The organism is Acinetobacter gyllenbergii, from assembly GCF_001682515.1.
Taxonomy (GTDB): domain Bacteria; phylum Pseudomonadota; class Gammaproteobacteria; order Pseudomonadales; family Moraxellaceae; genus Acinetobacter; species Acinetobacter gyllenbergii.
Window position 1 is genome coordinate 1 of sequence record NZ_KV575262.1, and the last position, 23,780, is coordinate 23,780.

Annotated in this window: 12 protein-coding genes; 4 read left to right on the plus strand and 8 right to left on the minus strand. The window is 42.0% G+C overall.

The window, feature by feature from the left end:
- The coding region (locus NG55_RS06040; protein ID WP_065342722.1) for a two-partner secretion domain-containing protein at positions 1–9,498 on the minus strand (9,498 nt) is incomplete at its 3' end.
- Between the two features lie 57 nt (positions 9,499–9,555).
- Positions 9,556–11,262 carry a ShlB/FhaC/HecB family hemolysin secretion/activation protein gene (locus tag NG55_RS06045; RefSeq protein WP_065342723.1) on the minus strand — a complete coding sequence of 569 codons (1,707 nt, stop codon included), beginning with the start codon at positions 11,260–11,262 and terminating at the stop codon, positions 9,556–9,558.
- A gap of 432 nt (positions 11,263–11,694) precedes the next feature.
- On the opposite strand from NG55_RS06045, the gene NG55_RS06050 reads away from it, so the two are divergent.
- Genes NG55_RS06050 through NG55_RS06060 form a run of 3 tightly spaced genes read left to right on the plus strand, consistent with a single transcriptional unit; the run spans position 11,695 to position 15,819 of the window.
- The gene (locus NG55_RS06050; protein WP_065342724.1) at positions 11,695–13,086 is read left to right on the plus strand and encodes a GntP family permease; all 1,392 of its coding nucleotides are present in this window, start codon (positions 11,695–11,697) and stop codon (positions 13,084–13,086) included.
- A 37-nt stretch (positions 13,087–13,123) separates the two neighbouring features.
- Complete coding sequence (locus NG55_RS06055) at positions 13,124–14,287, plus strand: iron-containing alcohol dehydrogenase (protein ID WP_065342725.1); 1,164 nt, start codon at positions 13,124–13,126, stop codon at positions 14,285–14,287.
- A 35-nt stretch (positions 14,288–14,322) separates the two neighbouring features.
- Positions 14,323–15,819 carry a CoA-acylating methylmalonate-semialdehyde dehydrogenase gene (locus tag NG55_RS06060; protein ID WP_065342726.1) on the plus strand — a complete coding sequence of 499 codons (1,497 nt, stop codon included), beginning with the start codon at positions 14,323–14,325 and terminating at the stop codon, positions 15,817–15,819.
- Between the two features lie 43 nt (positions 15,820–15,862).
- On the opposite strand, the gene NG55_RS06065 is transcribed toward NG55_RS06060, so the two are convergent.
- Positions 15,863–16,612, minus strand: coding sequence for an IclR family transcriptional regulator (locus tag NG55_RS06065; protein ID WP_016540348.1), 750 nt, complete (start codon positions 16,610–16,612; stop codon positions 15,863–15,865).
- Between the two features lie 273 nt (positions 16,613–16,885).
- Between NG55_RS06065 and NG55_RS06070 the strand changes: the two genes are divergently transcribed.
- Entirely contained in the window at positions 16,886–18,556 is a 1,671-nt protein-coding gene (locus NG55_RS06070) for an FMN-binding glutamate synthase family protein (RefSeq protein ID WP_023269926.1), read from the plus strand.
- Positions 18,557–18,586: 30 nt separating this feature from the next.
- Here NG55_RS06070 and NG55_RS06075 read toward each other — a convergent pair whose 3' ends face one another.
- The 5 genes from NG55_RS06075 to NG55_RS06095 all read right to left on the minus strand — a co-directional run bounded on the left by NG55_RS06075 (position 18,587) and on the right by NG55_RS06095 (position 23,563).
- A complete protein-coding gene (locus NG55_RS06075) occupies positions 18,587–19,615 on the minus strand; it encodes an alpha/beta hydrolase (RefSeq protein ID WP_016540350.1) in 1,029 nt (342 codons plus the stop codon).
- Positions 19,615–20,751 carry a YdcF family protein gene (locus tag NG55_RS06080; protein WP_016540351.1) on the minus strand — a complete coding sequence of 379 codons (1,137 nt, stop codon included), beginning with the start codon at positions 20,749–20,751 and terminating at the stop codon, positions 19,615–19,617. Before NG55_RS06080 ends, NG55_RS06075 begins: the two co-directional genes overlap by 1 nt.
- An 8-nt stretch (positions 20,752–20,759) precedes the next feature.
- On the minus strand, positions 20,760–21,794 hold the full coding sequence (gene murB / locus NG55_RS06085) for a UDP-N-acetylmuramate dehydrogenase (RefSeq protein WP_065342727.1): 1,035 nt from the start codon (positions 21,792–21,794) through the stop codon (positions 20,760–20,762).
- A gap of 13 nt (positions 21,795–21,807) precedes the next feature.
- Positions 21,808–22,317, minus strand: coding sequence for a low molecular weight protein-tyrosine-phosphatase (locus NG55_RS06090; RefSeq protein WP_016540353.1), 510 nt, complete (start codon positions 22,315–22,317; stop codon positions 21,808–21,810).
- A gap of 547 nt (positions 22,318–22,864) precedes the next feature.
- The gene (locus NG55_RS06095) at positions 22,865–23,563 is read right to left on the minus strand and encodes a hypothetical protein (protein WP_065342728.1); all 699 of its coding nucleotides are present in this window, start codon (positions 23,561–23,563) and stop codon (positions 22,865–22,867) included.
- Between the last annotated feature and the right edge of the window lie 217 nt (positions 23,564–23,780).

Here is a 23,780-nt window from a genome sequence, read left to right on the forward strand (position 1 = left end):
CCAATTCTCATTATTGGTTGGATTCGCAGCGTTACCATCTTTCGCAGAGCTTGTTCCACCAGATAAACTGACACTTTTCGCATCATACTGACTTTGGTTTTTAATATCGCTAAAGGTCAGGCTGTTGGCAGTCAGGTTATTGTTGTCTTTACTTGCAGTCGAAACAATTGCACCACCTTTGAGATCAACTTGATCTGCTTTGACATGGTAACCACCATCTCCAGCAAATAAGCCTGATTGCTGGTTAACACTATTTGAAGAACCTTGTGCCTTACTGTTGTTATAGTTGCCAGATGCCTGCCATGCAGTACCTAAAGACGCCTGTACCCGAGCACCTGCTCCAGTTTGTTTAATGTCTTGCTCGATACGATCTTGCTGACTTTGGATACTTAGCTTTCCACCAACATCAGCATCAATTCGGTTTGCCGTTGCCTGCGCACCATTCAAAGTGGTATCACCCTTACTCTTGATACTGACCTTATTGGCATCTAAGCTCGTCTGGCTATGAATGTTATTATCGCTATGATTACTGCCTTTGCCATAACCCGCTTCGCCATAAATATACACACCCGTTTGTGCGCCAACAGATGCACCAACACCCACACTGAGCCCTGCATTGCTGTTTTTACCCTCTGCCTTTTGCTGACTTTGTCCAGACTCAAGTAAAATATGCTGTGCGGAATCTAAATTAATCGTATCTTTGGCTTTAACCTGCGTATTTTGTAGATGAATATTACCTTCGGTACTGGTGAGGTTGATATTGCCACCAGCATTCAAAAGATTTTGTTGTGAATTGGCATATTGGTTATTTTGTTCACTCTTACTGGTTTTAAAACCAATGCCTGTTTCAGCTTTGGCAATGGCACCACCTTGTAAGTCACTATAGCTCTGGTAACCTTGGGCAACTGCTGCTGCACCCTGTAAAGCTTGGGTACGCTGATCTGCCTTACTCTTGATTGCTTGATCACCAGCATTAATCACATCAAGGATGGGTGAACTGACGCGACTGAATTGTCCAACTTTCAAGTCTTTAGAAGATTGACTTGAGCGGCCAGTATTTTTATCTTCCAAGATCGCAATATCTTTGGCTTTAATATTGATATCTTTACCTGCGAGCACATCCGCCACTTGTTGGGTATATTTATTTCCAGCCTGAATATTGACATTGCCATCTAGGCTACCGACCTGACTGCGTTGCTGCTCAACAGCTTGACTCTGACTGTTATTTTGACTCTTCATGTAGCCATAGAACTTTTCTGTATCCGAGATTTGTGCATTCCCAATCCCTTTACTGCTCTGTGACTCTTGTTGGCTTTGACTATTCTGACTCGACTGAATATTAATATCTCGAGCTGCATTAATCGTGTTATCGCCTTGTGATACCACGGTACTGCCAATAATATTAATATCACCTTTTTCTGTTTGCAGCGTCGATTTCCCCCCTACAGAAACTTGTGTCCCCACGGATTGAACAATGTTTCCATTGCCCTTATTTTTATCCTTATATGTGCCTGCTGGAGCAGTCCATTCGCGATTATCAATACTAACACCGCTACGTTGACTATTTGCAGATTGAGTTTGCTGTTGTTGAGTTGTGCCTAAAAGAATATCGTCTCGTGCATGTAAAAGAGCATCACCTTCCGCTGAGATTTTTGCACCCTGACTGTTTATATCACCAGCTTTGGCAATGATATTGAGATTACCCTGTGCAGCAACCTCAGTCACTACAGCCTGTGTGGATGAATAATTAGAAGATTGCTGTGTTCGCTGTTTACCACCAGATACAACAATAGGAGTTGCTGCTGCCATACCAGCTTTTCGTACAGCCTCACCTTGAGCCATTACTTGTCCAACAGCGCTGTTCGAGAATTGGTTATTCGCAGTACTTTCTTTATAACTTGATCTTGCTGCTTCAAGTGGTGAATAAGTCACACCAACCGAAATACCCGATTGCTTGGACTGGCTAGCACTTTTATTTTCAGTATGGGTAGATGCAGCATTAAGATTCACATTCTCGCCGACTAGATTAATGTCTTTTCCAGATTGAATGATTGCAGCTTCGGCTGTTAAATCTTTAGCAGCAATAATATTGGTATCGCCTTTAATGCTTCCAATAACGCTTTGGGTTATACCTGTTGATTGATTGTTCTGCTGTGTATTTAGGCTCGATTTACCATAGCCAATGCTGGCAACTCCACCTGACAGGCTACCGCTCAATCCTGATTTTTTAGTCTGCGTATTATGTATATTCAAGTAGGAGTTATCTGCTGCCCTGATTTCAATATTTTCTTTGGCTTGCAGTTGCGTTAACTCATCCGACACCACCTCACTACCTTGAATCTTGATATTCTTGGCATCAAGAATGACTTGCTTTCCATCTACCGTACTTGCTACAGCTTCATTTGAAACATCTTTAATATAGTTTTGTGTGGTCTTTTTACTTAAAAAGCCTTTCTTTTTGGTTTCATCAGCATGCTCATAACTGCTGCTCTTACGACCCTCTTTGATGGTTAAGTCTTCACTGGCACTGACTAAAGTCTTGCCTTGCTCACTACTGAGCTGCGAACCTGTAATATCAATATTTTTGCCAGTTAGCGCCAAATCACCTTTCGATTGAATCTGATTGCCCACATCCTGCTTTTGCGTACCAAAATCAAAATTCTTTTTATTGGTATAGCTATTGGTAACACGTTCAGTTTGCAGCGTGTCCAGTGAGACATCACCCTGTGTTTGAATCACACTTGAACCATTACTGTTGATGATATCAGCAGCTTTTAGGCTGGTATTTCCACCCACACGGATATTCAGTGTATTTTTCAGCGTATCGGTATTTTGACCATTGCCAACATAAATACCCGCTTTACGATCTATCTTGGTAAAGCCAAACTCATTTTGACCTGATTTATTGCTGTTACTGCTCAGAGTGCTGCTATGATTAAAGTTGCCACCAATCTCCATGCTAAGCGCATCTTTGGCTATAATCTGGCTGCCGATATTGTTCAGATCTTGTTTGGTACTGATCCCAATACGGTTCGCCTCTAAACGGCCATTCAGTTGATTGATACTATTGGCATTGATCTTTAAGGCTTCACGGCCTGCAATGGTGGCACTGTTCAGCACGTCACCTTGCATATCCAACTGCACTTGCTCTGCGGCAATTAAAGTCCCGTCACCTTTTAAATCACCCACCTGAGATTTGACATAGACCTGCGGAACCAACGCTTTAGTCGTACTGCCATCTGGCAAATGAATGGTTTTCTCTTCCAGCCATACAATATCACTGGTCAACTGCGCGATTTGGGCTGAAGTCAGGGCAATACCCGGTGTCAGATTAAACTGCTTGGCAAAAGTCAGGCCATTGTTCATCAAGGCTTTGTATTGCTCTTCATCATTGCCATAGCCAGATAAGAAACGACGACCCGTCAATTGCGCAATCTGATCTTGCACCAGACGCTGCTCATAATAACCATCGCCCAGACGTTTTTGTTGTTTCGCAGGGTCAAGACCGAGTGCATTCAACATATGGTCTGATGACAGCCATTTTTTGTAATTACTAAAGGCTGGATCAGTTTCGACTAAAAAGCCTGCCTGACTGTCTTTGGTTTGGATAAATAATGCATTACTCGGCAAGCGAATGCTTTTCTGCTGAACCGTACGGACTTCATAGCCTGTTGAAGTCTCGGTCTGCCCTAGGGTTTGTTGCGATGCATCCAGTTGTTTGGCCGCATCAACATTGTTCGAACCGTTCTGGTTGTCCTGATTGACAGGCTGACCAGATTTTGTATCAATCTGCTTTTGTTCAGTTTGCTGCTGTTGCAGTTCAACTTTCCCAGCTTGCTGCGAAGCCTGAATATCTGTCTCAGCTTGTGTTGGCTCTACTGCTTTGATTTGGTGGGTCGGCGTACCAATGACCTGATCCCCACCATAGAGACCACTCAGTACAAAAGGTTCTGTTTCATCGGCAGGATTAAATCCGATTTGGGTCTTTCTTCCTGAATCATAGAACCATCTGATTGGATTCTTAAACTTCGTGGTTTTATTGGCCGTGTATGCTTTATTCTCAATACTTGTACCTTCAACCGTTAAGGTTTTGGCAGCTAGAATCTGACTCTGATCATTCAGAATACCCTCTGCATTGATCAACATATTGCCACCGCTGATAATCTGCCCTGGGGTACTGCTGATCACTTCTGGCACATAGGTTTCTTTATCGTATTCAAAAATGTTATAGGTTCTTAAACGACGACCATCTTTGAGTAACATCCACAAAAAGTTACCTTGTTTCTGGAATTCAACAATATCCTCTGAAACATCAATCCCCGGATGGCGGTTATCCTCATAACCATGAACCTTGACCGATGACTCTAAAATCGCAGCATCCTTGACCTCAAAGTTTTCATTGATGTTCTCTATACGTTTGGTATCAAGCTGCATATCCCCTTGAGATTCGATGGTTGCGCTACGATTATTGATCAGATCAGCTTTGCCCTGTGCCTGATAATTGTCATCTAGTGAACCGCCTATTTTGAGCTGTCCCATGCTCAGAATCCAAGCATTGTCTTTGGAAACAGCATTGACTGCACCGCCAGCCTGATTATTCAGTGTGCCGATCCCAAGGTGCATATCGCCACGTGAAGCAATCACGGCGCCTACGCCCTCAAGGTTGCTTTTGTTATCGAGGGTTTGTGCCTGTATCGCAACATGGTCACCATAAATCCGTGCCCCATCATTATGAAGCTGCTGTGCTTGAATATGCGTCAGTCCAGCATTGATCAATCCTTGGTTATGGACTTTATTCTGCGCAATCAAATGCATTTCGGCGCTGTTGATGCTTGCGTCTTTTTGATTCAAGATATTCTGTGCATTCAGATGCAGTTGCTTGCCTGCACTGATTTCAGATTGGTTAATAATGTCTTTATCGCTGCTGAGTTTCAGGCTGTCATTGGCTTTCAGCTCGCTGTCTTTACGTTGGGTGTAGTTTTGCTTCAAACGGATCTCGGCATCACCCAGACTGATGATTTTACCTTGATTAATCAGTTCATTGGCCTGAATATTGAGTTGTTGCTGCGCCAATAACTCACCCGCAGTATTATCAATATTCAAGCTTTGCTCAGCTTGGCCGATATTGAGCTGACCAAGACTGGAAATACTGCCTTGCTGGTTGTTTAACTGGGTTTGAATGCTTAAATTTGCAGTGTCACTGGCACGGATGGCACCCGCTTGGTTATTCAGTTCTTGGGCAATTAACTGAATATTTTTCGCATCCAGACCACCAATTACATCTTTGACATTATTATCGCGGTTATCAATACGTTTTGCCTGTATTGCTAACTGATCTCCCGCCACAATATGGCTTGCATTGCCACTGTTATTGACCTGATCCACCTTGATTTGCACATTTTTCAGTGCCTGTATCTGACCTTGGTTGTTCAACACCCCAGCCGGATTTTTCTGTTCAATCAGCAGATCGGTCTGACTGCTCACTTGCCCAGACTGATTTTCGAGCTGTTGCGCCTGTATCGTGGTCTTGCCCTCAGACGCAATTAAACCACGTTGGTTATGTAACTGCTGAATATTGTTGAGCTGTAATGTGCCCTGACTGAGAATTCCCCCTTTATCGCCTGAATCCTGATTGATCAAATCATGATTTTGCGTATCAATTTGTAGGGTGCTTTCCGCCTGAATCAAACCCGCCTTGTTATTCAATGTCCCCGTTTTCAAATTGACGTGTTTCGATAGAATACGTCCATTGGCATTTTCTAAATTTTGTTGTTGGGTATCTACACGCAATTGTTCTTGTGCCAACATTTGCCCAGCTTGGTTATCCAAGCCTTGCACCACCACGTTTAGCGTTTTCGCAGCTGAGATTTCACCACTATTATTCTGTACGTGTCCTTGTGCTTGAAGCTGAGTATCGCCTTGTTCGGCACGGATAATACCAGACTGGTTATTCAGTGCACCGCTACGAATATCCAGCTGATTTTTTGCCGCCAAAATCCCTTGCTGATTATTCAGTTCAGCCTGTGTCAGTACCGCCATGTCAGTTGCAGCATAGATCGTACCAGACTGGTTATCTAATCGGTCAGTCCTTAGGTTGATCTTATTTTTACTCTGAATCAGACCTTTCTGATTACCAACTTGCTTGGCTTTGATATTGATATCATCCGCCGCATAAATTTCCCCAGCTTGATTCTGTAGTTGTTGCTGAACCGTTAAATCCAACACACCTTGTTCCGCACGAATCCGCCCCGAGCTGTTGTCCAGTGCTTGCGCCTTGATTTCGACTTGCTTGGCAATGATCAAACCCGATTGGTTATTGACTTGTCCCGCAGCATTTAAGCCCAACTGATCTTTGCTATAGAGTGTACCTTGTTCATTATTCAGATCGGTCACACTCAAATCCATTGACCCATTACTCAGTACTTTACCAGCCTGATTATTCAAGCTGTCTGCCTTGATGCTGCTGTTGCCAGCCGCACTAATCTCGCCTTCACGGTTATTGAGTTCTTTGTTCACCGTGAGCTGTAAACTGCCATCTTCGGCACTTTGCAACATTTGCCCTTTTTGATGGCTCAAACTGTCGGCACGCAATTCAATATTTTTGGCAGAGGTGGTCGCACGATCAAGATTGACCGAACCTAATTCAAGTTGCATGTTGCCATTGCTTTGGATCTTGCCATCCTGAGCTTGCATTTGTTGTGCCGTGATCTTGAGTTGCTGATCTCCTGCATGCAGGATAGCGCCTGCAACCGAACTCAGATTTTGGGTGTTAATTTCTGTGTTGGCTGCATTGCTGATGATTTGCCCAGCATCGTTATCAATCCGTTCAGCAATATCTAAAACCAGATTGTTTTTCCCTGTCTGTTGAATCAAGCCTTTCTTGTTATTGAGTTTTAAGGTATTGAGCTGAATATCGGCTGCACTGTATTGACCGTCCTGATTGTCGATACTGTTGGTTGCCTTTAAGTTGAGTTGCTGTTCTGCAAGTAACTTCGCCTGACGGGTTGTTAACTCGCTTGTCTCAACCTTGATATTCTTGGCTTGAACTTCACTGCCACTCAGGTCGGCACGGCGACTCGCATCGATACTAACTTCAGTACCCGCCAAAAGCTTGCCTGCAATCTGCGCCTGCTCCGCGCTCATCTCCAGTGTTGCAGCATCATTATTCAGCTTGCCATCTGGGCTTAAGCCTGCTGCCCAAACACTGTCAGCATTGCTCTGGATCTGTTCAGCTTGAACTTTAACTTGATTCTGTGCCGCAAGCTGCCCATGCTGCTGTAACTGACTGACATGTAGCTGTGCCGAGTCTCCCGCATAGATTTGTCCTGTATTTTGCAATTGCTGGCTTTGAATCTTTAGATTTTTAGCGGCAATGATATTGCCCGCTGTATCTTTACTGACGCCATTCTCAATTTGTGTGGCTTTTAACACTAAATCTTTGCTTTGACTTTGAAGCGTGCCACTTTGATTATTGACCTGTTGAGATTCAATAGTTAACTGTTGCCCTAAAATTTGACCTGCGCGGTTATCAAGTTGATCCGCTTTGATCGTAACATCGTGCTTGGTCGAGGCAATTACACCTTTCTGGTTATTCAGTTGCTCCGATTGCAGCTCGACATTGTTCACTGCAAGTAATTTACCGTCTTGGTTATTGATCGTCTTGCTATCAATCTTCAGTGCCTGTTCGCTTTGAATACTGCCCGCTTGGTTATTTAACTGTTGTGAGCGGATATCCAGAGCTTGAACCGCATTTAACTGACCTTTCTGATTATTGACATTGCTGGCTTGAATATCGATCTGATTGGCAGAGAGCTTACCCCCTTGGTTCTCAAATACTTGCCCTGCGAATTTCAATTCAGGCAGTTGTAACTCTCCACCTGTATTGTTGATCTTATTGCTAATATTCAAAGCAATATCATTGTTATTGCTGATCTTACCACTTTGGTTATTCAGTTGATTCTCAACCAGAATTACGCCATCGGCAAAGGTCTTTGGAACGATGTCTTTAGGTTGAATGACTTCAACTGTACTGGCGTCCTGTGCGCTGCTGTTCTGTCCTGGATTTTTAACGGTTGGCGGTGCGGTATTATTGTCTGAACCACTATTGCCATTTGAACTGTCTTGTACAGCACGACCAATCCGACCTTGTTGGTTGTCTAGGCTATTGGCATTGACTTTGAGTTTTTGCCCACCCACTTGTTCAATTTGGCCCTTTTCATTGCTCAAATTTTTTGCAGTTAAATCAATACGGCCTGCATTGATGACCCCTTGACTGTTATTAACATCGCCTTGGGCATCCAACTTGACTTCATCCATGCTGGCAATCAAACCAGCATTACGAATATCCTTTGCCTGTAACTGGATTTTATTGTTGGTACTACTAATATTGCCAGTATTGCTAATATTCTGTGCCCTAAGCTCGATTTGATCTTTGGCGGCTACAATATTGCCTTGGTTAATCAGATCTCCATTGGCATTGAGCTTTAGCGTCGATTCTGTACTGCTGATCGAACCTGCATTGCGTACTCCAAGGCCTTGTTCAGTCCCCACCAAAAAAATCTTGCCTGCGTACATACCTCCCAATTTTCCAACATCCAGTGCAAAGCCTGACGAATTGCTTGCTGAACCATTCGCATTTGGGTTTGGGGTGTATTGGGGTGTGGTTTGGTCTTTGACTTGAATATCATTTTGACCCAAGACCACATTGAGTTCTTTGCCATATAATCCGGCATTGACCTTCAATGCCTGCGCATAGATATCGGTAAATGGGGTCAAACTTCCATTGAGACCTTTGCCCTCAATAGTGACCTGTCCTTCACGCACCCGAAATGACTCAAGATAGCCTTGATTCATTACTGCTTGACCCGTCGTTAAGGTAAAGCGATCTGCATTGATCACGCCACAACCATCGCAGACCAAACCAGCAGGGTTGGCAATCACCACCTGTGCCGACTTGCCTGCAACTTCAAGGTAACCTCTGAGCTGACTTGGGTTGCTGCTATTCACTTCATTAAGAATAACCTTGGCTTCACCACGTGCAAGGTTGCTATTGCCCTGTACCCAACCGCCAATCTGGGTTTGGGTATTATTCCGTGCATTGTTTAAGATCGCACCTTGTTGGCCAACGTCAAATTGTGTATAGGTATTCCGTGATACACCACCTGCGCTCGGGGTCTGGATATTGACCTGTACCGTACCATTGGCAGAATTGAGAATTTGCGGTTGTTGATTATTGGGTGCCGAACGGTCTGCAATAATTTGGGTGTTTGCAATACTGCTTAGTGGCATAATATAGACCACTGCGCCCAGCATACTGATCACGGCGAAATTCAGAGGATTCAGTTTTTTATAAGAATGGACTGATGGCGTCGCAGACGCATCGGGTGCTACAGCACCGCTTTGACCTGCTGTTTTGGTTCGGCTTTTTACAATTTCTGCAACCGCTATAAACAGACCACGTGCCTGACTAAAAATAACGCGATATCGATTCTTATTCATACCTAAATACTCAATCTTTATTTATTTAATTCATTAAAAAACATCAAAAAGTGTGGACTAGTACATCCAGTTCACACTGAAACCTGTCGTAAAATCATCGGTTTTAAAATATTCTGGCTTTTTCAACGGCGCACCAACAAAAGCGTCGTAGCTCACTGACTTAAGCACCTGTCCACGTAAGCCTACTACCGCACCCAACAAACTGGTGCCAACCAATGGATTTGGATACTGTGCAGTGGTTCCACCCACTTCACCATAATCAATGCCGCCGTACCATTGCATCGGAAATTTCGCAATCGATCCACTCAATTCATTGCGAACCAAGAAGCCATTATCGGCCATCAAAGTCTGCTCACCATCGTAACCACGCACGGTATAACGGTTACCAATCGAGAAGCGGTCTTGCGGTGTCAGTGCTTTGTTACTATGCTGCATGCGCCACTCAGCCAAATATTGTAAGTTCTGCTGACCGACTTGGAATGGCACTTGCAAACTGGCATTGGCTTGTAAAATACCGACACGGGTATATGCTTCATTAAATTGTTCTTCTGGTGCACGCATGGCACTAAATGCACCCGTACCACGTTTATAGGTGACATTACCCGTCAGCGTGGCATTGGCTAAATATTCACTATGATCTAAGCTAGCTTTCCAGCCGGCCGTTTTTCGACGCTGTACTTCTACTTCAACATCATTGATAAAGTTCTGCGACTCGCGATACCAACCACCAACACTCGCAGAAGTCTTCCGTTTGGCATTACGATACAACACACGGGATAGATCAGCGCCAATCAACTTACTTTTACCGCTATAGTTATAACTTTGGTTCGCACCAGCGACCGTCTGGTTATAATTGGATTGGCTATAACTGGTGTTCAATAACCAGTAATGATATGGAATGCTATAGCTGAGATAAAAGCCATCTGTACCCCGTTTACCAGAGTCACCACCTCCTAAGTCGTGATTATAACTGCCATAGAACAGGTCATTTGCGGTCAATAGATTATCTAAAGACAATGTTGCAGTGCCTTGGTATTTGCCAGTTGAGTCCGATCCTGCATCATCAATACCCAGATGCAAGCGATAGGGTTTAGACTGTTGCCAAGCGAGTTCTAAATCACTGTAACCCGGTTCAGTGCGCTGCGCTGAAGGCTTAATTTTAAAATCAGCTTCAACGGTTGGCACTCGTTTAAAATTTTCTAAACCTTGTTCAATATTACGTAGATTGAGAATGTCGCCTGATTTCACTGGTAATGCATTAAATATATGTGCACGTTTTGAAGTACCTTCAATAAATTGAATTTGATCGACCTTACCCGCAACCACTTTAAGTTGAATTGTGCCCGAAGCAATATTTTGTTGTGGCAATAACATCCGTGTAGTGACATAACCGTGGCTAATCAAATCATTCTGAATCAGATCCAGAGCTTGATTGAGTCCTTGTACCCCAATACAGCGTCCAATCAAATTATATTGACCCTGCGTTACTGGACGCATGGCAAAAGTAAACTGACGAGCATCTTCGCCGATCAATACAAACTTTTTGATTTCAAAGCAAACTTCTTCACTATGCGACTTCAAAAACTGAAGCTGTGGTTTACTTTGTAATTGCTTTTCTAACCCAGTTTGAACTGATGGCTCAGGCTGTATTTGTTTTTGTAAGGCTTCATCGCGTTGTTGTTGCCGCTGTGTAGCATCAGACTGTATTGCTCCACTTATTGGTGGTTCAGCAGCATAAATGGATGTTCCAAGTAAACTTAACATAATGAATATTTGGTTTTTTTTCATTTTTTTAGATTCACATTAAACAAATAGTAAAAATTTCAGTTGAATTATTACCAATTGGTTAAGTGCTGTAAATAAAAAAATGGTTTTTATCTCATTTTTTACCATTTAGGTGATTTGTTTAATGATTTTTTGGTTTTATGAGATTCAATTCATCTTTTAGACATTTGGATTCATTTAAAAGTAAATCCTATTAAATTAAATAACTTATAAGTATTCAATCAAAGATAATTTTATTCATAGGATTAAAAATCTCCCGAATGCCCCCCAAAATTTCAAATACAAAAAATGATTAGCCATCTTTCATTTTCACGCTACTTTCGGCGCTTGACTTCAACTCGATTAAATTATATACATTAATAATGATACGTTTCGTATCATTATACAAAACTACAAAAACAGGTGTATAAAATGGTAGGACTAATCGGAATAGTCTTGTCCTTAATATTGTTGATGTATTTAGCATATAAAGGATTTAGCGTAATTGTACTTGCACCCTTACTGGCATTATTTGCTGTCGCATGGAGCGGTCTCAGCAATCAACTCCTTGGGTTTTATTCCCAAGTGTTTATGACAGGTTTAGGCGGTTATATCATCAAATACTTCCCTCTATTTTTACTAGGTGCGGTATTTGGAAAATTAATGGAAGATTCTGGCTCTGCACAAACCATTGCCAATTTCTTTGTTGAAAAACTCGGACATCACAGAGCCATGCTGTCTATTGTTCTGTCTTGTGCAATTTTAACCTATGGAGGCGTTTCACTTTTTGTTGTTGGTTTTGCTGTCTTTCCAATTGCCTCGGCATTATTTAAAGAACTTGGTATTCCTAAACGCCTGATCCCAGCAGCGATTATGCTAGGTGCACTCACCTTTACCATGACCGCATTACCTGGCACACCGGCAATTCAAAATGCAATTCCAATGCCTTTCTTTGATACCGATCTTTATGCTGCACCTGGACTTGGTGTTTTAGCATCTATCTTTATTTTGATCACTGGCATGTGGTGGCTCAATAGACGGGTAAAAAAAGCGGATTTGAGTAATGAAGGATATGGAAACCATATCGAGAATCATCTTGAGCAGAATTCAATATCTGCCAAGCCAAGTCTTATGGTCGCATTTGCTCCAATTTTTATTGTGATTGTGAGCAATTTAGTACTCACTAAACTGATTTTACCCTCACTGGACACTGCCTATTTAGCCACGGATCAATTTGGGAATACTTCGCTCAATTCAGTGATTGGATTATGGGCAATCATATGTGCATTGGTTCTGGCTTGTTTAAGCATTATTGTTTTGAACTGGAAGTCTATTGTCGATATTAAAAATTCAATTCAACAGGGTGTCTCGTCATCCTTTTTACCTATTTTTAATACCGCCTCAGAAGTCGGCTATGGTTCGGTCATTGCGTCTTTGGCTGGCTTTATCATCTTACGTGACTTTCTTGTCGGCATTGCACCCAACAATCCGCTTATTTCAGAAGCCATCGTGATTAATGTATTAGCAGGTATCACGGGCTCTGCCTCAGGTGGTTTGAGTATTGCACTGAATACCATGGGAGAAACCTATAAGGATTTGGCCTTGCAACATGGTATTTCACTCGAACTGATGCATCGAGTTGCCTCTATGGCTTCTGGCGCACTGGATTCCCTTCCTCACAATGGTGCGGTCATTACCATTATTACCTTGTGTGGTTTAACCCATAAACAATCTTATTACGACATGTTCATTGTCGCCGTCATCATTCCATTGATTGCGCTCAGTGGTGTGATCACGCTAGGAACAGTATTCGGTTCTTTCTAAAAACAATCAATTTTGACGTTAATACGGAGAATTAAAAATGTCATTTTCAACTCACCTTCCAAGGATTATGGAAATTGGAAAAAATGCGCGGGCTAAGCTTCCGATGATTTTAGAAAGCTTAGGTGCAAACAAGCCACTCATTATTACCGATAAAATGATGGTTTCACTTGGCTATATCACGCAAATTCAAGACCTGCTAAAAGCAGCGAATATAGACAGTGACTATTTTGCTGAAACCATTCCAGAGCCGACCTCTAGTTCCATCGAAGCAGGTGTGAAATATATTCAGGCACAGCAGTATGATGCCATTATTGCAATTGGTGGTGGTAGCCCGATAGATAGTGCCAAAGCAATCAGTATCTTGAGTAAACATGGTGGGGAGATTTCAGATTATAAATTTCCTAGACAAGTCAATGAACTCGGTCTGCCTATCATTGCCATTCCAACCACCGCAGGAACAGGATCTGAATGCACACGGTTTACCATCATTACCAATGACAAAACCAATGAGAAAATGCTGTGTGCTGGGCTTGGTTTTCTGCCAATCGCAGCAATCATCGACTACGAACTTACCATTTCGCTGCCCCCACGCACCACTGCAGATACAGGTATTGATGCGCTTACCCATGCCATTGAAGCCTATATCAGTAAGAAAGCCAGTCCATATAGTGATGCGCAAGCACTCGCAGCGATGAAACTGATTGGTCCAAATTTACAGATCGCTTATCACCAACCCAGCAATGAGCGAGCACGTGAAAAAATGATGCTCGGTTCGACTTTGGCAGGGATTGCTTTTTCAAACGCCTCGGTTGCCTTGGTGCATGGTATGAGCCGCCCCATTGGTGCTTTTTTCCATGTTCCGCACGGACTATCCAATGCAATGTTACTCCCCCTCATCACTGAGTTTTCAATCCAAGCAGCACCAGAACGTTACGCTGACTGTGCCAAGGCAATCGGCTGCGCGCATTCAGATGATGCGATTGAGCTTGCGAATCAAAAGCTCATCAAAACCTTGATCGCGATTAATCAAGATTTAAAAGTCCCCACATTGGCTGAGTTTGGGGTCGACAAACACTATTTTGATGAGGTCGTTCAGACCATGGCCAAGCAGGCACTGGCCTCAGGCTCACCATCCAATAACCCTATCGTGCCGACAATTGAGCAAATGGTCAGCTTGTATCAACAACTTTGGTCAGCATAAAAGCTTTCATTTTTTATAACAGAGGATAAATTCACATGGAACTTATTGGACATTTTATTAATGGTGCAATCCATACAACGCATGCACGTACGCAAGCTGTTTACAACCCATCATTAGGCATACAAGTCAAAGAGGTTGCGCTTGCTGGTAAAGCAACTGTAGAAGAAGCAATTGCTGCCGCAGAAGCGGCTTTTCCAGAATGGCGCAATACCCCTGTAATTAAGCGTGCGCGCGTCATGTTTAAATTTAAGGAATTACTTGAACAAAATGCTGAAAAAATCTGCCAGTTGATTGGTGAAGAACATGGCAAAATCGTACATGATGCCACAGGAGAGTTACAACGTGGCATTGAGAATGTTGAATATGCCTGTGGCGCACCCGAGTTTCTAAAAGGTGAATTTAGTAAAAATGTCGGACCCGCAATCGATTCATGGAGTGAGTTCCAGCCTTTAGGTGTTGTTGCAGGAATTACCCCATTTAACTTTCCAGTTATGGTTCCACTTTGGATGTTCCCCATGGCCATTGTATGTGGAAATACTTTCGTGCTGAAACCTTCCGAACGCGACCCATCCTCCACTTTATTTATTGCTCAACTGCTCAAACAAGCGGGACTGCCTGATGGTGTAATGAATGTCGTTAATGGAGATAAAGAAGCGGTCGATACGCTACTGCATGATCCACGTGTTCAAGCGGTTAGCTTCGTTGGTTCCACACCCATTGCAGAATATATCTATCAAACCGCAACTGCAGCAGGTAAACGCTGTCAGGCCTTGGGTGGTGCAAAAAACCATGCCATTGTCATGCCCGATGCAGATTTAGATAATGTGGTCAGTTCTTTATTAGGTGCAGCCTTTGGTTCATCGGGCGAACGCTGCATGGCCCTTTCTGTCGCAGTCGCTGTCGGTGATGAAATTGCTGATCAAATGATCGCAAAACTATCCAAAGAAATCGATTTGCTCAAATATGGCCCATACTCAAATAAAGACAATGATTTTGGTCCAGTGATTACCGCGCAACATAAAGCCAAAGTCGTCAACTATATTAATAGTGCAGAACAACAAGGCGCCAGCGTGATTGTCGATGGACGCAATGCAGCGCCTGAAGGTTATGAAAATGGTTTTTATGTGGGTGCGACACTCATTGATCAAGTCACACCGAATATGACCAGCTATAAAGAAGAAATCTTTGGTCCCGTACTGCAAGTTATTCGTGTAAAAACCATGCAAGAAGCCATGGATCTGATTGACAGCCATGAATATGGAAATGGCACTTGTATCTATACGCGTGATGGTGAGGCTGCACGCTATTTTAGTGACAACATTAAAGTGGGGATGGTCGGCATTAATATTCCACTTCCAGTACCTGTGGCTTATCATAGCTTTGGCGGTTGGAAGCGTTCACTGTTTGGTGATCTACATGCCTATGGGCCAGATGGCGCCCGTTTCTATACGCGTCGTAAAACCATTACTCAACGCTGGCCGAGCACCAATGTCCGTGAAGGCGCACAATTTTCAATGCCGACACTCAACTAATTTATTCACCCACTAAAAAGAGTGAGCATTCAACTCACTCTTTTTAAACATCAATCAGTTTATTTAAATCATGTGCAGCCTGACGTAGTAAAGGCTCAAAAGTTAAGAGATCATCAAGCGATTTTCTAATCGTAGGTGCATGAACATAGAGGCATGCCACAATGCTACCTGCTCTTTGAATGGGGACGGAACAAGCCACCATACCCGAAATAAACTCTTCATTATCAGTGCCGAGTTTATTTAGAAAAATTTGATCCAAATTATCTTCAAGTAAGACTGGATCGGTAATGGTATTTTTGGTGAGCTGTACAATCGGTAAATGCGCTAAGATATTTTTCCTGCGACTCACAGGCTGAAAACTTAAAAATAGTTTTCCACTCGAAGTACACCACAAAGGCACTGTCGCACCAACAGGTAAATACACCTGTAGCGGCCAATTCGCCTGCACCCTGTCGGTGTAAAGCATTTGATTATCACTAAGTATGGCAATACCACAGGTTTCATTAATTTGATCTGATAATTTTTGCAGGATAGCCAAGCGTTCCATCTTACGAGGTTCCTGCTCCCAAGAACTCATTAGCAGCTTATAGGTTCGATCCCCAAGAATATAACCACCATACATATCCATCTTCACAAATTTTTCTTGCTCTAGCGTTTGTAATAAACGATGAATGCTCGGTTTTGGAATATCCAGCTCTACCGAAAGATCTAAAGGTGACGGTGGATGTTTTGCAGTAGAAATTGCCTCAATAATGTCTAAAACTCGAGTAATGGATGAACCTTTTTTATTCATTTTTAAGTCCCAACACCTGCATATCGCCAATCTTTTTTTGAATACGATGAATCTATATTGATGAAAGTTACCAATATCCCCGATAGTAATCGGGTTAGGAACTTGGATTCAAGTAAATATTATCCTGTAAACGCTCAAGTTGATTTTTCCAGTAAAAATCAAATAAGGAAATTTATAAGAGAATAATTCTCATATCTAACAATTCATTACTTGAGCTTATGTTGGCTTCTTGGCATCGTTTGTCAGTTGCTTCATTATAGGAATCTCCTGCCGATGGCTAGTCCAGCGCAAGCTATAAGACATAAATTACTTAACACTTTCTTTTCAAGACATTCTGTTTGGTTTCTTTGTATTTTTACCGCTTTAACCATTACTTGGTTTAAATTTACTTATACCCCACATTCAATTTACTATTTTATTTCCGATACACTTTTAAACGGTCTTTGGTTGGTAACGGGACTACTCAGTATCGTTGGTTTACGTGACCTACTACAAAAGAAGCATGCCATCTTAAGAAACTATCCAATTCTTGGACATTTTCGCTTTCTGTTTGAAGATGTTCGCCCTGAAATTCGTCAATATTTCATTGAATCAGATCAGGATGCACTGCCTTTTTCGCGGATGCAACGTAGCTTGGTTTATCAACGTGCAAAAAATGAAAATGCAGATAAACCATTTGGCTCTATCATTGATGTCTATGACCCAAACTATCGCTTCATTGTGCATTCGATAGCCCCTTGCCCACCAGCCAATCCAGAGTCTTTCCGTGTGCTGATTGGCAATGCGCAATGTAGCCAGCCGTATAGCGCCTCGATCATGAATATCTCAGCGATGAGCTTTGGTAGCCTCAGCGCCAACGCAATTCGTGCGCTGAATAAAGGTGCACATTTAGGTAACTTCTATCACGATACTGGTGAAGGCAGTCTGAGTCCCTACCACTTAGAGCATGGTGGCGATATTGTCTGGCAAATTGCCAGTGGTTATTTTGGTTGCCGCACAGCTGAAGGTTTATTTGATCCAGATAAGTTTGCACAGCAAGCTAAAAATCCAAATATTAAAATGATTGAGGTCAAACTCTCACAAGGGGCAAAACCAGGTCACGGCGGTATTTTACCCAAACATAAAATCACTGAAGAAATTGCCCAAATTCGGGGTATTTCCAGAGATCATGACTGTGTTTCTCCTTCCAAGCACCCAAGTTTTAACACACCGATTGAAATGATGCATTTCATTCAAAAGCTTAGAGAACTTTCAGGTGGGAAGCCTGTCGGCTTTAAATTGTGTATTGGTCAACCTTGGCAATTCATGAGTATTGTCAAAGCCATGCTCGAAACCAAAATTGTACCTGACTTTGTGGTGGTGGATGGTTCTGAAGGCGGAACTGGCGCAGCACCAATCGAATTTAGTGACTATATTGGTACACCATTGAGAGAAGGTTTACGCTTTGTACACAATACTTTGGTGGGTGCAGGACTTCGTGATCAAGTTAAAATTGGTGCCAGCGGTAAAATGATCAGCGCCTTTGACATTGCCAGCACCTTTGCCTTAGGTGCGGACTGGGTCAATTCTGCACGTGGCTTTATGTTTGCCGTCGGTTGTATCCAAGCACAAAGTTGTCATACCAACCAATGCCCTGTTGGCGTCGCGACACAAGATAAAGATCGCCAAAAAGCGATTGATGTACCAAGTAAGGCTGAACGTGTATTTAACTTCCATAAAAACACCCTGCATGCCTTATCTGAAATGATTGCAGCTGCAGGTTTACATCATCCATCTGACATTAAAGCGCATCATTTGGCACAGCGTATGAATGACCGTGAAATTAAAAATTATGCGCAAATCCATTTCTTCTTAAAAGAAAATGAATTGCTGCACAGCGATTTAAATGATGACGAGAATTTCTATTATCGTATGTGGAAAATGGCGGATGCCAATCACTTTTAAGATAAACGTTTAAACCAATAAAAATCACCACTAGTAATAGTGGTGATTTGGTTTTGCATGTAGAAAAGCAGGAATTAAACCCGTCAGCGCAGCACGAATATCAGCACGCTCATTGATTAATTGGTGTGAGCCTTCTTCCAACATCAATAAAGTCTGCAATCTAAACTTACGGCGAATATATTCAATGTTATAACGCCAATCTACGGTTTGGTCTAAAGCACCCTGTGCGAGCCACACAGGAATACGACATGCTGGTCGCTGTTCCATTTCCAACATCCATTTTGACATCGCTAAAATCCAGTCCATGCCCATCATTCGAGGTTGCAAAGGATCTTTTAAACGCACAAAACGTAAAAACTCAGGATTATGATTATTACGACGGAAATGTCGTGGGACTTGGCTTTTAATGCGACGAATAATGCCCAGACCCACAGAGTTGTGCCACCATGCTGTTTTCGCTGGTCGGATCAATGGCGACAATAATAATACGCGATCGACAATAGGGTCTTCTCGACGTTCAGCATATTCCAGTAAATGATGCATCCAAATTGCACCACCCGTACTCTGTCCAATCCCTAACCACGGCTTAGGTAGTTGTTTCGCACCACGGACTGCATCATAAACTGCATGTAAAACTTGTTGATAATGATCAAAATTTTGGATACTGGCGGGTGAACCGTTACTTAAACCATGCCCAGGCAGATCATAGGTAACAATACTAAAACCTTGCTCAAGGATTTCTTTAATGATCGGTTGATAAATACCACTATGTTCCAAATAGCCATGTAACAAGCACACCGTACCTTGTATTTTTTGCTGTTTCGGCTGAAAGACTTGCACATGCAGGCGAAACAAAGGCATTTCCACATAGCCCTGCCAATGTTCACAGTCAAGTAAATGTAAACCATATAGTTTGCGATAAGCTTGCAATGGCTTAGAGATCTCAGTGACAGTAGATAGATCCAAAGGTTCAAGCAACTGTGGTGTGGTCTCTCGATTCGGTACAGGTAAATCTAATTGTTTTAAAATTGTCGGATTTAAAAATGGAATATCAGACATTAGGGTATCTCTCGACAATCACTTGAGCCAAATAACATATCACGAATCGTAGCCAGCATTTCATAGTTGGCACGGCGGCTATGATCATAGTTTTGTTCACTTGGCCGCCATTGCGTTAAGGTCGTTGGCATTGGGGCCATGACAGGCACAGTCTCAATACCATTTAAAGCAAATAAACGTCGTGTTCGTGGCATGTGATACTCATCAGTAATCAAAATAACGGTTGGTGCGCCACCTTTCTTTTGTAGCAATAAAGAACTAAATCGAGAGTTTTCACAAGTATTCATGCTGCGGTTTTCTAACAATTTAGCATCCACGCCACGCTCTTTTAACCACGCCTGCATATAAGGCGCCTCAACACCACTCAGTACGATTGGTAAAGCATATTTCTTCTCCACTTGTAAGGTTTTTTCCAAGCGTAAGCGGGTGTAATTATTCACCACAATATCTTTACCATTCGCACCTAAGGTCAGACCACCGCCGAGTACGACAATCGCATTCGGCTGTGAAGCACTTTGCGGCTCAACCAAATTCTCTTTATTATTTTTCAATTCAATCAGGTCTTTATTGGTCTGATCTTTATCCTCTTCATTGACTGGTAATGCAATTGGATAGGTTTCTAAAAAGGCAATATATTTCCCCATGAGTGCCTGATTATCAGGCGTATTCCACTGTAAAAAATCTAATGGTGTATTCATTACAACAGCTGAGCTTTCTTGATCCTGTTCAGACTGTTGATCATTTATCAACGGAATACTGGGTTGCTTTTTCTCATTTTGGCTTTCTTTTTCCTGCTCCTCAGCAATCAATTCCTGCAACAACTTATAGCGTGCTTGAATTAACCTTAAATCTTCCGATTGCTCAGATTGAAAGCTCCGCTCCATGAGTTTCAAATAAGCCTGACGAGCAATCCAGAGATTCGAACCAGGTTCTAAGGTTTCATGTTCACTCAACGCTGCGGGGCGCTGACTCTGTGCTGCGACTTCATTGACATCGACAGGAACAAAGCGGTTCAGACCTTTCACGACCAGCTGAGAGTAAAAAGGCGAATATAAAAAAAGCACAAAACAGCCCAATAGCACGAATAATATGGTAATTACCCGTACTAAACTGACCATCCAATGTACTTTCGCCATAGATTTCTTCATCCAAGATGAGCTTGAATTAACCCTTGTTCACTATATAACACAGGTTCAGGTTCTAACTGAATACTAAACTTTTGTTTTACATCACTTTGTACAGTTTGATAGGTATTTTGTACATCCGCTAGTGTCGCCTCTGCATAATTCACCAATACCAAAGCCTGTTTATGAAACATGCCGACAGAGCCGAGTTGCTTACCTTTCCAACCTGCTTGGTCAATCAACCAACCTGCTGCCACTTTAACATTGCTGTTTGCTTGCGGATAATGCGGTATGTTTGGAAATTGTTGAGTAATTTTGTCAAATTCAGCTTGTGACAAAATCGGATTCTTAAAGAAACTGCCAACATTTGGGAATTCTTTCGGATTGGGTAGTTTACTCTGACGAATGTGAATCACCTGATTTTGTAAATTCTCTGCAGTCAGTTCATCACCAACAGCTTGCTTAAGATCACCATAACTCAATTTCAGTTCAGCTGTTTTCAACAACTTAAATGTCACACTGACAATAATGTAACGATTGGGCTGATCTTTAAAAATACTATGACGATAAGCAAAATGACAATCTTCTGCTGCAATCGAAGTAAAATGTTTCAATTCACGATCATAGACTTGCACAGATTCGATAAACTCACCTGCTTCAACGCCATAAGCACCAATATTCTGTACAGGAGAAGCACCGACTAACCCAGGAATCAAAGCAAGATTTTGCAGTCCAAACCACTGCTGCTGGGTGCTATACAACACAAAGTCATGCCAGACTTGGCCAGCACCTACTTTAACGGTAATGGTATTTTCATCTTCAGAAAGTACTTCTATACCCTGAATATTTAAATGCATTACCAAGGCTTGTATTTGCTGTGGCAATAACACATTACTACCACCCGAGAGCACCAAAACGTTTAAATGCTGCTGTTCCGCAAATGCTAATGCAGTAATGACCTCATCAGGATGATTGATTTGCACATAATGTGAAGCAATCGCATTCAAATTTAATGTATTTAAGTTTTTAAGCTGAACCTGCGCATGTAGCTGCATATTAAATTAAATCCTATTGCCCTGCTTTCATTTGCTTTTTAAAAATATTGACCCATGCTTGGCTGCTAGATTCACACTGATCGAGTACGCGATCAAATCCATCTGCACCACCATAATAAGGATCAGGCACCGCTTGTTGATTAAACTGCGGATCATGCTCACTCATCAAAGCTAACTTGGCTCGAATCTGATGTGTACCGAACTGTTGCACAGCCTGTGACATGAGTGTTTGAATATCATCGAAATTTTCATGGTCCATTGCTAAAATCAAATCGAATTCAACAAAGTCTGCTAAAACAATCTGTCTGGCACGTAGCGCAGATAAATCATAACCACGTTTTACTGCATGTTTTTGACTACGTGCATCTGGTGCTTTATTCGGATGATAATTACTGGTTCCCGCAGAATCGACCATCACATTTAAGCCGTGCGCATCACAATAATGTCTAAGAATTGCCTCAGCAGTTGGCGAGCGACAAATATTTCCTAAACAGACACATAACACCTTATATTGTGTTGCCATCAGAAAAACATTCCAACATTCTGTCTTATAAGAAAATTAAAATATTTCATGCAAAATTCCTGCAAAATAAACGCAAAACGATTCACTGTCATTATGCCTCAATTGACCATTCTGACATCCACTATTTTGTCAAAAATTGCATTGATTTGAAAGGAAATAGTGTTTATCTCTAATGAATATTCTGTATGAATATGTACTTTTTTGAAATTAAGAATATCTATCTCCTATAAAGCTGCTACACGGAGCAAGCAAGCAGATAAAGAAACTTAATTTTTAAAGATTGATTGCATAAAACAAATATAAAAGCCGCTCATAATTGAAATTGCTAAGGAAAGTTTCATTGTGGTTATGGGTTTTTAAAACAAAGCGCTACAATCAAAGCTTAGTTAAAACCAATAAAAATAACATCTTACAGTCAGCTCTAGAAAGAAACCACCCGAAGACGGCTGACGACGAGCACTAACCCATTCTATTTTCTTCTTTTTTAACAACCGAAGTAGAATGGGCAAGCTGGTGTGATTTCCTCTGCAAAAAACCCAATATGGGGCTAATTTAAATTAACTGAAACAGTTGTGCTAAACATTTGATTATCGTCTTTGACCGTAGCAATCACATTAAAATATGCTGTTCCTTCAAATGCTGGGATGTTTTGTATTTCACGGAAAAGTTCAAGTGTTCCATCCGTTGAAGTTATAACATGCTCCACAGCAGTTGCTGATAGATAAGCCATTACATATTTTACAGGCAAGTCCTTTGTCTGGTAGGAAGTGCCAAGCAGAGTTAATCCCTGCTCCGAATTTCCTGAATTAAATCCAATATTGGATTGACCTGCAGCAACACCATTCACATCTGCTAGTCGTGCACCACTTAAGACCCCAGATGCTAACGCCGTAACATTGGGAACAATCATTTCAAGCTTATCTCCAATATTTGCCTGAATGCCAGCATGATAACCATATGACAGGTCAGGAGAGCTGTCCGTTCCCAAATCAAGCTGCCCTTCTGTCCAACTCAATACTCCATTCTCATATACACAGTTAGTCAGTGTCCAATCTGATGTATTAGAATTAGGAATACTGGTAACCCCAATCACTGTAAATCCAGGTAATACATTAACCTGCTCAAGATTCGTCATCACCTGATCATAATTGAGCTCATCTTGAATCCGTACCAATGCAATATGGCCTTCGGGAATATGAGTATTTGTTAAAAGTCTAGATCGCATTTCTACTGCGTTATTTACCACGAGCAAACTCCTTTATAATGATGTAATCGTTGCTTCTAAAAATTAAATTATTTAAACAATTGCCCTTACAGGCTATTCGGTAGTGCATTAACTACTCTTTTATTTTTAACATGAGATTTTTGTGAAATACAAAATACTGAAGTAGCAACTACACACAGTTGTCATCGTCCTTACAATTAAACCCAAAGGTGTGTTAATCAAGTTACTGTTCTTGCAT